The organism is Streptomyces sp. NPDC096048 (assembly GCF_044763415.1).
In the GTDB taxonomy this organism is placed as follows: Bacteria; Actinomycetota; Actinomycetes; order Streptomycetales; family Streptomycetaceae; genus Streptomyces.
The window spans coordinates 153,301-167,484 of sequence record NZ_JBIWGG010000011.1 but is presented as its reverse complement, the minus strand read 5'-3'; the positions used below and the strand labels follow the sequence as shown (position 1 = coordinate 167,484).

Here is a 14,184-nt window from a genome sequence, read left to right as displayed (position 1 = left end):
TGGGCGGCTCGGCCGGACTCCGGATCCGCACACCCCACACGTCCCTGGTTAACCGTCAGTTCCCGTGCTAACTTCGCAGGTCGGTCAGGCAGACGTACCGACTCATGGGGGACAGTCGGTGGAGACAGGCGCGGGATTCGGCGGAGATGGCGATTCCGGGCATGCGCGAGGGCTGGCACTGCTGCTGGAGCTGACCGAGGCGCTGTGCGGACTCAGCTGCACGGAGGACCCGCAGGGGCGGGGCCAGTTCGCCGCGGTGCTCGGGGACCAGCTGGGCCGCCCCGTCGACCTGCGCGGTGTCAAACAGCGCGAGGACGTGGTCACCCTGGTCCGCACCGCCCTGAACGTGGCGGGCGGGGAGCACGTACTCGTCGCGGTGGTGCGCATCCTCGAAGGGCCCCTCGCCGGCGACGAACTGGACCGGCTGATCACCCCCGGCCCGCCCGCCGCGCCCGAGGCACCGCCGGGCCCGCTCGGCCGGGACGACGAGACCGGCGCGCGTGCCGTCCTCGCCAGGGGCGAGCTCCCCGCCGACCGGCTGCGCGACGACCTCGCCGAGGAACTCAACGGCCTGGATCTGCCCACCGGACTCTTACCCGACCAGCTCTTCCTCCACGTCCTCGCGTGGAACGCCCAGCCGGACGGGCTGCCGCCCGCCGTCCTCCTCCTCGACCGGGCGGCCCCGCTCGCCGCCACCAGCGGCCACCGCGCCGCCCTGACCGACTGGGCCGACGACTGGGCGAAGCGGGCCGGCCTCGCCCAGGAGCTGAAACGGCGCCGGGAGGCCCGCGCCCTCGCCGTGCGGGACCCCGACATCCCGCGCTGCCTGATCGTCGCCGTCGAGCCCGCCCGGGACGGCTCCGACGACGTCGTCGTGCGCCCCTGGCTCAACACCGTGCCGGGCCACTGGGATCCGCAGCCCGGCGCACCGGCCGTGACCACCCTGGACGCGCTCGGCCCGGCCGTCGACGACGCGCTGCGGCAGGGCGCCCGGCTGTGGGCCGGGCCGGGTGAGCCGGCCTCCGGTGGACACAGGCAGCCGTCGGCGTACGTGGAGTTCGTCCTTCCGTACGACCTCCTCAACCACGATGTGGCGAGTTTGACGTACCGGATCGGCGACGGGCGACCGTTGCCGCTCGGGCTGAAGTACGGGGTGCACCTACGGAGCCTGGAGCGGATGCGGACCGACGACGCGCTGGTGCGACACCAGTGGCAGGAGCGCTGGCACGCGCTGCGGCAGCACGGGGTCGGCGTGCACGGCTGGAGCGAGCCGGACGCGCGGCGGCTCGACGCGTGGCAGGCGACACTCGCGGGGGACACCAGGCACACGGCCGTGGTGCTGGACGCCCCGGCCCGGGTCTCCGCCATGGAGGCACTCAAGGCCGCCATAGCGGAAGGCATCGGGCTGGCGGTGTGGGACCGCAGAGGAGCCTTCCCCGAGGAGCGGCGCGAGGTGGTGACGGCCGTGTTCGCCGCGGTCCCGACACCCGGTCAGATACCGCTCGCCATTCACCGGTTGCGCCAGAACGCCGAACTGAACCAGCAGGGTCCCGGCCGGCTCCTGGGGCGGCACATCGGATTCTTCTGGGATGATCCCACCCGAATCGTCGACATGCACACAAGCGACCCCGGCGATCTCGCCGGCGAGGAGGCACCGGCATGAACACGCAGGAACAGACGTCCCCGAACGGCTGGCGCGTGTTCCACGGCACCGGCCGGCCGCCGGTCGTCCCACCCCCGCTGCCCCAGGCGCCGCCCTGGCGCCGGTTCCTCGGCGCACCGTCCCAGCCCGCCCCGCCGGACGAGCCGGAGGCCGCGGTACGCAGGCTGGGCCCGGGCGACGTCACCCCTCAGCTCGGCCCCGACGAGATCGACACCGTCAACGCCGCGCTGCTGCTGCGCCGGCCGCTGCTGATCACCGGACCGCCCGGAATCGGCAAGTCCACGCTCGCCTACGTGATCTCCCGGGAACTGGGCCTCGGCAGGGTCCTGGAGTGGAGCATCGTCAGCCGGACCACGCTGCGGGACGGGCTGTACGTCCACGACGCCATGGGCCGCGCCCAGGCCATCGCCGCCTGGCAGGCCGGACTGCGCGGCGGTGCCGCCCGGGAACCGGCCGGGACCGGGCCGGCCCCGGCCCACGAGGAGGGCGCGGCGCCCGTACCGGACGACGTCAACCCGGCGGTCGTCTCAACACACAGTCAACTCCCGCCCGTTCTCGGAGACTTCATCACTCTCGGCGCCCTGGGCACCGCCCTGCTGCCCTACGATCGTCCCCGGGTGCTCCTTGTCGACGAACTCGACAAGAGCGACATCGACCTGCCGAACGACCTGCTGCACGTCCTGGAGAACGGAAGTTATGACGTCCCGGAACTGGTGCGCGACGCCGTGGACACCGCGCGCGTCCACACCAGCGACCCTGCGGGCCAGGCGCTGGTACGGGGCGGGCGCGTCGAGTGCCGGGAGTTCCCGGTCGTGGTGATCACCAGTAACGGAGAACGCGAGTTCCCCGCCGCCTTCCGTCGGCGCTGCCTGCCGCTGGAGCTGCGCACCCCCAGCCGCGAGCAGCTGCTCGCCCTGGTGGAAGGCCACCTGGGCGTCCGGCCCGAGGGCACCGAGCGCCTGGTGGACGAGTTCGTCGGGAGGATCCGGTCCGGCGGCACCCACTCCCTGGACCAGCTGCTCAACGCCGTCCAGATGACTACCGCGGGTGGTTTCCAGGCGAACGGTGACGGGCGTAAGCTCGTGGAAATGCTGCTCCGCGACCTCGCGAAGGGCCGCTGAATGACCGGCTTTCCCAGGGAGCGCGCATCCGGACCGGGCGACGGTGATCCCGTATCAGGGACGTCGCCTCCGTCGGCGTTTCCCGAGTCCGTCGAAGGCGCGAGTGGGTACGGAGCGGAGGTCACCGCTGCCCCGGCCCAGGTGGCGACCGCCCGCGACCAGCCGCCGCCGGACGGTCCGGAGCCGTCCGACGCCCACTGGCGGGAGGTCGCCGAAGCGGTCTGGCTCGCCGCGTACTGGGACCGCCACGGCGGCCCGGGCAGCGATCACCCGGCACCGGCACGGGGCCCCGCCCCCGCGCACCCGCGGCCCGCCCGCACGACCGAGACGGAGAAGGCGACCGAGGGGGAGAGCGGGACGGAGTGCGAGACGGAGACCGGGGCCGGGGACGCAGGGCCGTCGGAACCGTCCGCGGCCGACGACGGCACACCCGCCGCCGATCCCGCGCCGGCCCCGCCCCCGACCGCCCCCGGCACCGGCTCCCACGACGCGCCCGTACCGCCGCACGACCCCGCGGACCGGGCCACGCCCACCGACCCGCCGGGCGCCACGCCCGCCGAACAGGCCACCCGCCCAAGGTTGTTACCCGACGCCGAGGGCACCTTCGCGCTGCACGTCGGCCGGCCGCTGCTGCCCACCGAGGAGCGCCCGCAGCCCGGCCCCGGCCGCACCACCGCGCTGCTCGCCCGAGCCCTGCACCGACTGGCCCGGCGCATCCCCTCCCGCCACACCCTGGAACTGGACGAGGAGGCCACCGCCGAGCAGGGCGTGTCCGACGGCCTCTGGCTGCCCTTCCTGCGGCCCGCCCGGGCGACCGCGTTCGACCTCGTCCTGCTCGTCGACGACGCACCGACCATGCGGATCTGGCAGGAGACCTGTGCCCGCCTCACCGAGGCCGCCGAGCACAGCGGCGCCTTCCGCGGCGTCCGGGCCGTCCGGGTGCACGTGCCGCGGGCCGGCCCCGCCACCCTGCGCCGGCCCGCCGACCGCGCCGCCGCCGACCCCGCCGAACTCCTGGACGGCCGGGGCGGCCGGGTCTTCCTCGTCGTCACCGACGGGCTCGCCCACGGCTGGGCGTCCCCGGCCGCCGACGACCTGCTCGGCCGGCTGGGCCACGCCGGCCCCACGGCCCTCGTCCACCTGCTGCCGCCGCACCTGCGTCACCGCACCTCCCTCTACCCGTACCAGGCGGTCCTGGAGGCCGGCGGGTTCGGCGCGCCCAACGACGGCCTCGGGCACTGGGCGCCGCCCGGCGGTCCCGACCCGCTGCGCCCGCTGCCCGAGGCCGGTGACGGCTCCGTACCGGTGCCCGTGCTGTCCCTCAAGCCCGGCTCCCTCGGCACCTGGGCCGACCTCGTCACCGGTGAGCGGGGCGTACGCCGGTCCCTGCCCGTCGTCCTCGCCGGCGCCCTCGCCAAGGGCGCGCCCGCGCCCGGTCTGCGCGCCCCGCGCCTGCCCCGCGCCGCCACCGCCGCCGTACGCCGCTTCTTCACCCTCGCCACCCCCGCCGCACGCCGGCTCGCCACCCAACTGGCGGCCATTCCCTTCGAGTTCGACCTCGTCGAACAGATGCGGCGGCGCACGATGCCGGAGACCGGCCCCGACCACTTGGCCGAGATCCTCATGGGCGGGCTGATCGACTGGAACAGCGGCGGCGAAGGACGCCCCGAGTTCGCCGACGGGGTCCGCGAGGCCCTGCTCGCCACCACGACCCGCAGCCAACTGGCGCGCACGGTCAGCATGGTGGGTGAGCTGCCCGCTGCCGGACCGCGGGGCGTCGCCCTGCGCGCCGCCCTGCACGACCCGGCCGGAGCCGCCCTGCCCGACCCGGCCGAAGGCGGCTGGGTGCGCAGCGAACTGGCCGTGATGCGCGCCCTCTCAGGGCCCTACTCCGAACGGGCCAGGCGCATCGAACCCCAACTCTCCGGGCGCGTGCCGCCCGGTGCGGCCGAACGGGTGGGCGCCGGTTTGCCCGCGGGTACACCCACTGAGGTGAACCCTGCGGGCGGCGGGGGATCATCCGGCGGCCGAGAAGGCAGTGATCCAGCGTCGAGCAACCCCGACGAACCTGGAGACCACGTGCCGCCCCTGGTAACCGACGCGAACCCACCCGAAGCCCCGGAGGCTGAGCAGCTCATGCAGAGCACCACGACCGCGACGCCCGCCCTACTGGTGAACGTTCCCCTGCGGAACACCTCGTTCGTCGGCCGGCAGGGGCTGCTGAGGGCCGTGGAGGAGCAACTGAGTGCCCAGGACACCGCCGCGGTGCTGCCGCACGCGCTGCACGGCCTGGGCGGCGTCGGCAAGTCCCAGCTCGCCCTGGAGTACATCTACACCCACCAGCACGAGTACAAGGTGATCTGCTGGGTCCCCGCCGAGCGGGAGAGCCTCATCCTGGCCGCGCTGGGCACCCTCGCCGCCCAGCTCGGCGTCGCGCCCTCCAGCCAGGACCGCCTGGGCGCGCCCACCGCCAACACCGCCGTGCCCGCCGTACTGGAGGCGCTGCGCAACGGAGCGCCGTACAACGACTGGCTGCTCGTCTTCGACAACGCCGAGGACGTCGAGGCGGTACGCCAGTACTTCCCCACCAACGGGCCGGGCAAGGTCATCGTCACCTCCCGGAACCGGGCCTGGGAGCGAGTGGCCACGCCCCTGCCCGTGAACGTCTTCGAGCGGTCCGAGTCCATCGAACTGCTCCAGAGGCGCTCGCCCGACCTGAGCACCGAGGACGCCGACCGGCTCGCCGACGCGCTCGGCGACCTGCCGCTCGCCGTCGAGCAGGCCGGTGCCTGGCGCGCGGTCACCGGCATGCTCGTCGACGAGTACCTCGACCTGCTCGCCCAGCGCAGCCCCGAGATCCTGGAACTCGACCCGACGCCCGACTACCCGGTCTCCGTCGCCGCCGCGTGGGACCTCTCGCTGGAGCGCATCCAGCGGAACAACCCGGGCGCCCGGCAGCTCCTCGACATCTGCGCCAGCATGGCCCCCGAGCCCATTCCGCGTTCGATCCTGCGGGGCAGCCGGGGCGTGAGCATCACGCCCGAGGTCGACCCGCTGCTGCGCCAGTCGATCCGGCTGAACCGCGCGGTGCGCGACCTGAGCCAGTTCTCCCTGATCCGGGTCGACCCGCGCGCCGACACCCTGCAGATGCACCGCCTGCTGCAGACCGTGCTCCTGGCCAAGCTGGGCGAGGACGAACGCGAGCGGATGCGCGGCGCCGCGCACCAGCTGCTGTCGGCGGCCAAGCCGGGCGCCTACGGATCCTCCCTGGAATGGCCCGATTACCAGGCGCTGCTGCCCCACGTACTCGCCTCGCAGGCCGTGACCAGCTCCGACACCTGGGTGCGGGACCTGGTCGCCGACACCATCTGGTTCCTCTACTACTGGGGAGACCACCAGGGCGCCGCGGACTACGCGCGGGAGGCCTGGAGCCGCTGGCTCGCGGCCTCCGGCGAGGAGGACATCCATGTCATCCGCATGACGAAGAGCTTCTCGTTCCTGCTGCGGCAGACCGGGCAGGTGTCCGAGTCCATCCCGCTGATCGAGAAGGCGCTGGAGACCTCCCGCCGGCTGGAGGTGGAACCCGAGGAACTGATCGACTCCCTGTGCGAGATGGCCGACGCCCGCCGCTACCAGGGCCGGATGGAGGAGGCGCGGAGCGTGAGCCGGGAGGCCACCGAGCTGGCCCGGTCCCTGTTCGGCTCCGACGACCCCGCCACCCTGCGCGCCACGCACTCGTGGGGCGTCGACCTCAGACTGGTCGGTGAGTTCCGCGAGGCGCTGCCGCTGGACCAGGAGAACGCCCGGCTGCGCGACCTGCTCTTCGGCCCGGCGAGCTTCTTCACCCTGAACACGCTCAACGGCCTGGCCATCGACATGCGCGAGAGCGGTGACTACCCGGGCGCCCGCGACTTCCAGGAGGACGTGTACCGCAGAGCGCGCACCGCGTTCGGCGACGAGCACCCGCTCACCCTGCGCATCGCCCGCAATCTCGCGGTGTGCCGGCGCCGCGACGGCGCGCTCGCCGAGGCGGCCAAGCTCACCGAGGAGACGCTGCGGCGCTTCGTCAACCGCTACGACAGCGACCACTCGGACTCGTTGGCGACGGCGACCAACCTCGCGGTCGACCGGCGCCTGGCCGGGGACCTCGAAAGCTCCCGGCAACTGGCCGAGGACACCGTGCGGCGCTACGAGCAGCGGCTCGGTGCGAACCACCTGTACACCCTGCTGACCCGGGCCAATCTGGCGGCCACACTGCGGACGCTCGGGGCGCTGGACAGCGCGCGGGAAGAGGAGGACGAGGCGGCGCGACGTCTGGCCGAGACGGTGGGGGAGCGGCACGTGACCACGCTGACGACCGCCATCGGGCAGGCCAACACGGCCTACGCCCGGCTGGACTTCGAACGGGCCCGCGAGATCGACGAGGCCAACCTGCCGCTGCTCGCGGAGGTCGCCGGCGAGGACCACCCGCTCACCCTGTCCTGCACCGCCAACCTCTCCCTCGACCTGCGCGGCTTGGGCCGCGGCGCGGAGGCGGACGAGTTGCAGCGCCGGGCCGTCGAGGGCTTCGCCGGGGTCGTCCGCGCCGACCACCCCTGGCTCGCCGCGGCGCGCCAGCGCCGCCGCATCGAGTGCGACATGGCCCCGATGCCGCTGTAGCCTCCGACGGCCGGGCGGCCGGGCGCCCGGCCCGGCGGGGCGGTCCTGTCGGAGTCACGGCACCTCATCGGTGCGGACCGGCGTGCGGTCCCGGCGTCGGCGGCACGGTCCGTCGCCAGGCCCCGCGACCCTGGCAGGGTGCGAACGGCGCCTCCTAGCCCACGTCCGCCGATGCCGTCGTCGTCCCGTCCTGGGAGGGCGGGGGCGCCGTGGGGCCGGGGGAGGGCCGTGACGCCCGGTCCCGTTCGGCCAGGCGACGGGTGAGGAGCAGGAGCGGCTGGGTGAACAGGGTCGTGGCGAGGGCCATGAAGACGAGCACCGTGTAGAGCTGGGCGCTCAGCAGGCCCGCCTGGAGGCCCGCGTTGAGGGCGATCAGCTCGGTGAGGCCGCGCGCGCTGAGCAGTACGCCGACGGTCCGCGCGTCGTGCCGGTCCAGACCGCCGAGCCGGGCCGCGAGGGTCCCGCTGCCGACCTTCGTCGTGACGGCGAGCACGGTCACCACCAGCAGCACGGTCCAGCCCGTGCCGTCCATGCTGTTGAGCGCCACGGACTGACCCGAGATCACGAAGAAGAAGGGCAGCAGCAGCGAGCTGACGTCGTGCAGCGGCCGCAGCAGGTCGGGGTCGAGCGTGCCACCCTCCTCGCGCGGGACCACCACCCCGGCGAGCAGCGCACCGAAGATCACGTGCAGTCCGAGGGAGTGCGTGACCCACGCCGACCCGAGGGCGAAGCCGATCAGCAGCGCCAGCCGCAGTGAGGGCTCCAGCCGCGTCCGCCACAGCAGCCGGCGCAGCACCGGCCGGGCGGCGACCGCCATCACGGTGACGAAGCCGACGGCGAGCGCCACCCGCCACGGCCAGTCCAACGCCGTCCCCGAGCCGCCGCCGTCCATCAGCGCCGCGGCGAGCACCGTCCAGCAGACCGCGTCCAGCACCCCGGCCGCGGAGACCGCCACCACACCCGGCACGGACCGGGACAGCTCGTTCTCCCGCACGATGGCCGTCAGCACGGGCACCGCCGTTATCGACAGGGCGATCCCGGCGAACACCACCATCGCGGTGGACGGGTCCCGCGGCATGCCCAGGCCGTGCAACTGCTCCCGGAACAGCAGCGCGCCCCCGCAGCCCACGGCCATCGGCACCACGAACGAGGCCAGCGCCACGGTCAGCGAGGTGCGGGCACGGTCACCGAGGATCTTCAGGTCCAGTTCGTAGCCCACCGCGAACAGGAAGACCACCAGAGCGAACTGTGCGAAGCCGGTCAGCGCCGGGCCGATCTCCTGCGGGAACAGCGACGCGTACGCGTCCGGTGCCAGCGCTCCGAGCAGGGAGGGGCCGAGCGCGATGCCCGCCGACAGCTGACCCACGATGTACGGCTGTTTCAGCCGACGGGCCAGCCAGCCGCCCGCGTGGGCGACCACCAGGACGAGAGCCGAGGCACCCACGAAGTGCGTGATCACCGCGTCCGGGCTCATGGTGTCTCCCCGCTGGTCCGGTGGCCGCCCGGTGGCAGGCCCGTTCGACGGTCCGCTGTCCGGCGGCTCCGGGTTCGGATCGTCCGCCGCGATCGAGCTCCAACGTTCCTAGAATAGAAGCGATGTGACGGAGCATCGAAAGTCGTACACGAACTTTCACCAGGGTCACGGGGGGCACATGACGGCGGTCGTCTTCATCCACGGCACAGGCGTTCGCGAACCGGGCTTCTCTGCGCTCGCGGGGCGCTTCTCCGCCGGAGTGACGGCCCTGCGCGATGGACTGCGCGTCGTGCCGTACTACTGGGGCGGCGAGCACGGGGCCACGCTCGCCGCCGGCGGAGCGAGCCTCCCGCCGGCCACCGGCACCAGCCGGGGCCCCGCCGCACCGGACGCCGACGACGACACGGCCCTCTGGGCCGCCCTCTACGTCGACCCGTACGCCGAACTCGCCCTCGCCGCCGCCGGATCCGCCCCCGCGGCCGAACTGCCACCGGGCTCCCCGCCACCGGACCAGCGGATCCGGGCACGGCTGGCCGCGCTCGCCGCCGAGGGCGACGCACCGGCGGCCGACCTGGGCCCCGGACTGGCCCGCGCCGCCACCGACCTGGCCGCCCACCCGCTGCTCGGTGCCGCGGCCGCCGCCCTCCACCCGGACGGCCTTCCCGGCCTCGTCGCCCGCAGCCTGACCGCCCAGGTCATCGCCGGCGCCCTCGACTCCGACGCACCCCTCGTGCCGGTCGGCGCGACCCGGGACGCCGTCACCGACCGGCTCGCCCGCGCCCTCGGCGCACCGGCTCCGGGCACGGAACGGGGCGTGCGCTCGCTGGCACTGAGGGTCGCGGGCTCGGCCGCCTCCCGGGCCGTCGTACGCCGTCGCCGCGCCCTCACCGAAGCCGCCCACCCGGCCGCCGGAGACGTCCTGCGCTACCTCAGCCGCGGCGAGGCGGTCCGCGCGGGACTGCGCACCCTGCTGGCCGGGCTGCCGCCGCCCGTCGCGATCGTCGCCCACAGCCTCGGCGGCATCATCGCCCTGGACACCCTGATCCTCACTCCGCTGCCCCAGGTCCGGCTGCTGGTCACCGCCGGCTCCCAGGGACCGTTCCTGTACGAGTCCGGGTCCCTGCCCTCCCTCGAACACCCCGCACCCCTGCCGGCCCACTTCCCCGACTGGCTGAACCTGTACGACCCCCGCGACCTGCTCGGCTACCTGGGCGGCGACCTGTTCCCCGGCCGCGTCACCGACATCGCGGTCGACAGCCGTCAGCCGTTCCCGGCCGCACACAGCGCCTACTGGACCGACCCGGCCGTGTACCGGCACATCGTGGACCGGCTCCCGTGACCGGCCCGCTCCCCGCCCCGGGCGTGGACCCGGCGCGCGTGCACGCGCTCGTCGTCGGCGTCGAGGCCTATGACGCCGGTACCGGCTGGGACCTGCCCGGGCCCGCCCGGGACGCCGTCCGCTTTTACCGCCTGCTGCGCGCCGCCGGAGTACCGGAGGCCAACATCCGGCTGCACCTGGCTCCGTTGGCGCCGTACGTCCCCGAAGTGCCGTACGCGCCCGCCGACCACGCCACGCTGCGCCGGGTGCTCGTCCGTGAACTCTCCGTCGCCCGGGGCGATGTGCTCTGGGTCTGGTGGGGCGGCCACGGCGTCCTCGACCGGTCCGGGCACCTGCGGCTGTTCTGCGCGGACGCCACCACCGACGACAAGCTCGGCATCGACCTGGACTCCGCGCTCGAACGGTACGCCGGGGACGCCGTGTCCGGTTTCGCCGACCAGCTGTGGATCGTGGACGCCTGCGAGACCTTCGAGGAGGCGCTCGCCTTCCGGGAGCCGCTGCCACCGGACGCGCTGCCCGTGGGGCGGCGCAGCACCGCACACCGGCAGACCCTGCTCCGGGCCGCCGGACGGGGCCGCGCCGCCGCCAACGACCCGGTGCGTGCCACGGGCCTGTTCTCCGACGTCCTGCTCGCCCTGCTGGCCGACCGGGCGGCCGTACTGCCGGCCCCGCCCGATGCGGAGGAACTGTTTCCGGCCGTACGAGCGCGTATCGCTGCCCTCAGGGACGCGGGTCGTACTCTGCAGTATCCCGAGATCCGGCTGCAGAGCCCCGAACGCACCGAGATCCTCGCCCCGGCGGCGCCGAACGGCCGCGAACGGCAGGTCTCCCCGCTGCTGCGGGCCGTGGACGCCCTCCTCGCCTATCCGCTGATGAGCGACCCGGCCGAGCGGCAGACGGTGGTCGCCACGCTCGACCCACGCGTCACCGGAATACTGCCCCGCCACACCAAGGCGCGTACGGACGCGACCAACATCCTCAACGGGCTCGCCCGGCGCAGCCCGCAGGCATTGTGGGAACTGTTCGACGCCGTGGTGTCCGTCGACGACGACCCGGAAAGAGGAGAAGAACTCGCTGCCGCGCTACGGGAGTTGGGCGACCGTAAGAGGTGACCGCGCACCCGGGGAAGATCGGGTGGCGTGATCGTACGGTTTTCGACATGGGTCGCAATGGCCATGATGGAAAGGACACGGGGCATCGAGTGCCACCGTGCGAGAAGGGGGAGCATCTTGGACCAGCCGCCCGCTCTGCGCCATGCCGAAGCCGCCACCCGAGAACGGCAGGTCGCCCTCGGGCGTACCGATGTCTGGGAGTCGGATCTGGCGGACGTCGCGGCGCTGCCCCTGACCGCTGTGGACGGCCTCACGCCGCTCCGCCCCACCGCCCGCCTTCTCGAAGAGGTCCTGCGCGCACGCGGCAGCATCAGAGGCGGCGGCGAGGGCGGCGGGGGCGGCGCCCGGGCCGAATAGCCGCCGCCGCACCCGAGGACAGAGCCGCCCCGACGACGGAGCCCCGACGAGGCCACGCGCCCGCCGGGGCCCCCGCATGCCCGCCCCCGACCGGAGGTCCCCGCCCATGACCAGCGAGCCGCGCCCCGCCCCGTTCCGCGTGCCCGACCGGCTCTTCGCGGAACTGGCCGCCGGAGGCGGTTCCGCGGAGGCCGTCGCCTTCCTGGAACGGGGGGAGCGGGCGCGGCGGCTGCTCCTGCTGCGGACGCTGCTGGACCGGCTCGCGGAACTGCCCACGCCCCTCACACCGGTCGCCGACGCCTGGGCCACGTTCAAGGGGGCCGCCGAGCGGGCGCCCGAGGCGGTCGACCGGCTGCTGCTCGCCCCGACGACCGGTGGCTGGATCGCCCACATGCTGCGCCGGGTGCACGGCACCGCCACCGGGCCGCCGTTGTGGGTGGAGGCCGGCCGGCTGAACGTCCTGGCGATCACCGCGGCCCTGCACGCCGGTACGGACACGTCCCTCACGGTCCCCCTGGCCGACGGCGGTCTCCAACTGCCGCACCTGGGCCTGCTCCACGTCCCGGCCACGCCATCGGGTCCGACCGTCGCACGGGCGACGACGAGAGCGGGCGAACTGACCCTCACCGGCCCACCGGGCCACGACGGCACCCGCCCCACCGTGACGTGCCGCCCGACGACGGCACCGGCGGACGGGTGGGGGGCAGGGGGGCTTCGGGGTGAGGGAACCCGGGCGGAAATACCTCGGGTGGAGGGCTCTCGGGCGCAGGGGCCCGGGCCGGCGGGACCCCGGGGGGAGGGTCCCCGGCCGACCGAACCCCGGCCGGCGGGACCCAGGCCGGGCATGCGGCCGGCCGGCCCCATTCGGGACGGATACAGGCCCGGCCCCCCAACGCTGCCTGCCTCGGTAGGCGCAGCCGCTTCCGGAGCGGCGCCCGCCTCGGGAGCGCCCGCTTCCGCATCGGCGCCCGCTTCCGGAGCGGCGCCCTCCTTCGCAGGCGCGTCTGCCTCGGGTGCGGCGTCCGCGGGCGTGTCCGTCTCGTGGGCGGTCGCCGGCCCCACCCCCGGCTCGGGTGCGGTCGCCAGCCGCAAGACCGGCTCGGCTACGGCGTCTGCGGGCGCGTCTGCCTCGGGAGCGGTCGTCGTCGACCCCGTGCCTGGCTCGGGAGCAGTTCCCGGAGCCACCCCCGCCTCGGATGCAGCCTCCGCAGCCACCCCCGTCTCCACAGCCACCCCGGTCTCCACGGCGGCGCCCGCAGCCACCCCCGCCTCCACAGCGGTCCCCGCAGCCACCCCCGCTCCCGCAGCCGCCCCCACGCCCATCCCCTGGCTCCCCCTGCGCACACTCACCCACGCCACCCCCGCCGGCCCCGTGGCCATACCGCTCGACGACCTCGATCCCTACCGCGACCTCGACGACCCGGTCCCGCCCGGCCGGCTCGACGACGACGAGGCGGCGGAGTGGCAGCGGGTCTTCGACGGCGCCGTCGGGATACTCGCCCGGGCGGGCGGCGGCCAGGGTCCGGGGCGGCTCGACCCGGCGCTGATACGCGCCGTCGTGCCCTGCGGTCGTACCGCCCTCACCCCGCCCGCTCCAGCGGCCGTCGCCGTCTCCGCCTCCAGCGGCGACTCCTTCGGCGCCATGCTGATATCCCGTCCCGGATCCCCGCTCGCCCTCGCCGAGACCCTGGTCCACGAGTTCCAGCACAGCAAGCTCGCCGCACTCCTCCACCTCTTCCCCCTCCTCGACGACGACCGGGAGGAGCGCTTCTACGCCCCCTGGCGCGCGGACCCGCGCCACCTCACCGGGCTGCTGCACGGCGCGTACGCCTTCACCGGCGTCACCGGCTTCTGGCGGGACCGGCTGGCCGAGCCGGAGCACGCCGAGGCCGCCGCCTACCACTTCGCGCTGCGCCGGCTGCAGAGCCGGCTGGTCGTGCGGACCCTGCTGACCAGTGCCCGGCTCACCGCGCCGGGACACCGTCTCGTCGAGGGCCTCGCGCGGACCCTGGACGGCTGGCTGCGCGTCCCCGTCGACCCGGCCGCCCTGTTCCGGGCGCGTACCGCCGCCTCCCTGCACCGCACCCAGTGGCGGCTGCGCAACGTAGCCGCGTCGGCCGGGCCGGACGGCGTCCTCCGGTTCCGCCCGGACCGCGGCTTCTGGCCCGACCCCCGTACCCACGCCTTCGCCACCCGCCCCGCCGCACCCCGTACCCCCGACGAGCACCTCGCCGCCGGTGACCCGGCCACCGCGCTGGACGGCTACGCCGAGGATCTCGCCCGTGACCCGGCCGACCCCCGGGCGCTGTCCGGCTGGATCGTCGCCCGCGCGGCCCTGGACCCGGGCCACGCCACCCGCCGTCCGCTCGCCCGCCCGGAACTGCTCCAGCCGCGGCCCGGCGGCTGAACCCGGGCGCACGGGTCTGCCCGAGCAGGGGGTGAACAGGCGCCCGAATGGT

General features: G+C 74.7%; 8 protein-coding genes. 7 read left to right on the top strand and 1 reads right to left on the bottom strand.

The window, feature by feature from the left end; translation table 11 throughout:
• The first annotated feature begins 118 nt into the window (after positions 1-118).
• From ACIQ6R_RS29095 to fxsT, 3 genes are read left to right on the top strand one after another with little or no spacing between them, the layout of a single operon-like run.
• Positions 119-1,663, top strand: coding sequence for a hypothetical protein (locus ACIQ6R_RS29095; RefSeq protein ID WP_404224515.1), 1,545 nt, complete (start codon positions 119-121; stop codon positions 1,661-1,663).
• Complete coding sequence (locus tag ACIQ6R_RS29090; RefSeq protein WP_404224513.1) at positions 1,660-2,784, top strand: MoxR family ATPase; 1,125 nt, start codon at positions 1,660-1,662, stop codon at positions 2,782-2,784. The genes ACIQ6R_RS29095 and ACIQ6R_RS29090 overlap by 4 nt, the downstream gene beginning before the upstream one ends.
• Complete coding sequence (gene fxsT, locus ACIQ6R_RS29085; protein WP_404224512.1) at positions 2,785-7,443, top strand: FxSxx-COOH system tetratricopeptide repeat protein; 4,659 nt, start codon at positions 2,785-2,787, stop codon at positions 7,441-7,443.
• 154 nt (positions 7,444-7,597) lie between these two features.
• On the opposite strand, the gene ACIQ6R_RS29080 is transcribed toward fxsT, so the two are convergent.
• The gene (locus ACIQ6R_RS29080) at positions 7,598-8,917 is read right to left on the bottom strand and encodes a cation:proton antiporter (protein ID WP_404224511.1); all 1,320 of its coding nucleotides are present in this window, start codon (positions 8,915-8,917) and stop codon (positions 7,598-7,600) included.
• A gap of 178 nt (positions 8,918-9,095) precedes the next feature.
• Between ACIQ6R_RS29080 and ACIQ6R_RS29075 the strand changes: the two genes are divergently transcribed.
• From ACIQ6R_RS29075 to ACIQ6R_RS29060, 4 genes are all read left to right on the top strand, one after another.
• The gene (locus tag ACIQ6R_RS29075) at positions 9,096-10,256 is read left to right on the top strand and encodes a hypothetical protein (protein WP_404224510.1); all 1,161 of its coding nucleotides are present in this window, start codon (positions 9,096-9,098) and stop codon (positions 10,254-10,256) included.
• Positions 10,253-11,368 (top strand): caspase family protein, encoded by a 1,116-nt coding sequence (locus ACIQ6R_RS29070; protein ID WP_404224509.1) that lies wholly within the window; start codon positions 10,253-10,255, stop codon positions 11,366-11,368. The genes ACIQ6R_RS29075 and ACIQ6R_RS29070 overlap by 4 nt, the downstream gene beginning before the upstream one ends.
• Positions 11,369-11,485: 117 nt before the next feature.
• Positions 11,486-11,725 (top strand): hypothetical protein, encoded by a 240-nt coding sequence (locus tag ACIQ6R_RS29065; protein ID WP_404224507.1) that lies wholly within the window; start codon positions 11,486-11,488, stop codon positions 11,723-11,725.
• Between the two features lie 106 nt (positions 11,726-11,831).
• A complete protein-coding gene (locus tag ACIQ6R_RS29060; RefSeq protein ID WP_404224505.1) occupies positions 11,832-14,132 on the top strand; it encodes an aKG-HExxH-type peptide beta-hydroxylase in 2,301 nt (766 codons plus the stop codon).
• The last annotated feature ends 52 nt before the right edge of the window (positions 14,133-14,184 follow it).

What these genes read in the sequence shown, in the direction of transcription:
- ACIQ6R_RS29090 (WP_404224513.1), top strand. Translation starts at nt 1,660, where the DNA reads ATGAACACGCAGGAACAGACGTCCCCGAACGGCTGGCGCGTGTTCCAC.
- fxsT (WP_404224512.1), top strand. Translation starts at nt 2,785, where the DNA reads ATGACCGGCTTTCCCAGGGAGCGCGCATCCGGACCGGGCGACGGTGAT.
- ACIQ6R_RS29080 (WP_404224511.1), bottom strand. Translation starts at nt 8,917, where the DNA reads ATGAGCCCGGACGCGGTGATCACGCACTTCGTGGGTGCCTCGGCTCTC.
- ACIQ6R_RS29075 (WP_404224510.1), top strand. Translation starts at nt 9,096, where the DNA reads ATGACGGCGGTCGTCTTCATCCACGGCACAGGCGTTCGCGAACCGGGC.
- ACIQ6R_RS29060 (WP_404224505.1), top strand. Translation starts at nt 11,832, where the DNA reads ATGACCAGCGAGCCGCGCCCCGCCCCGTTCCGCGTGCCCGACCGGCTC.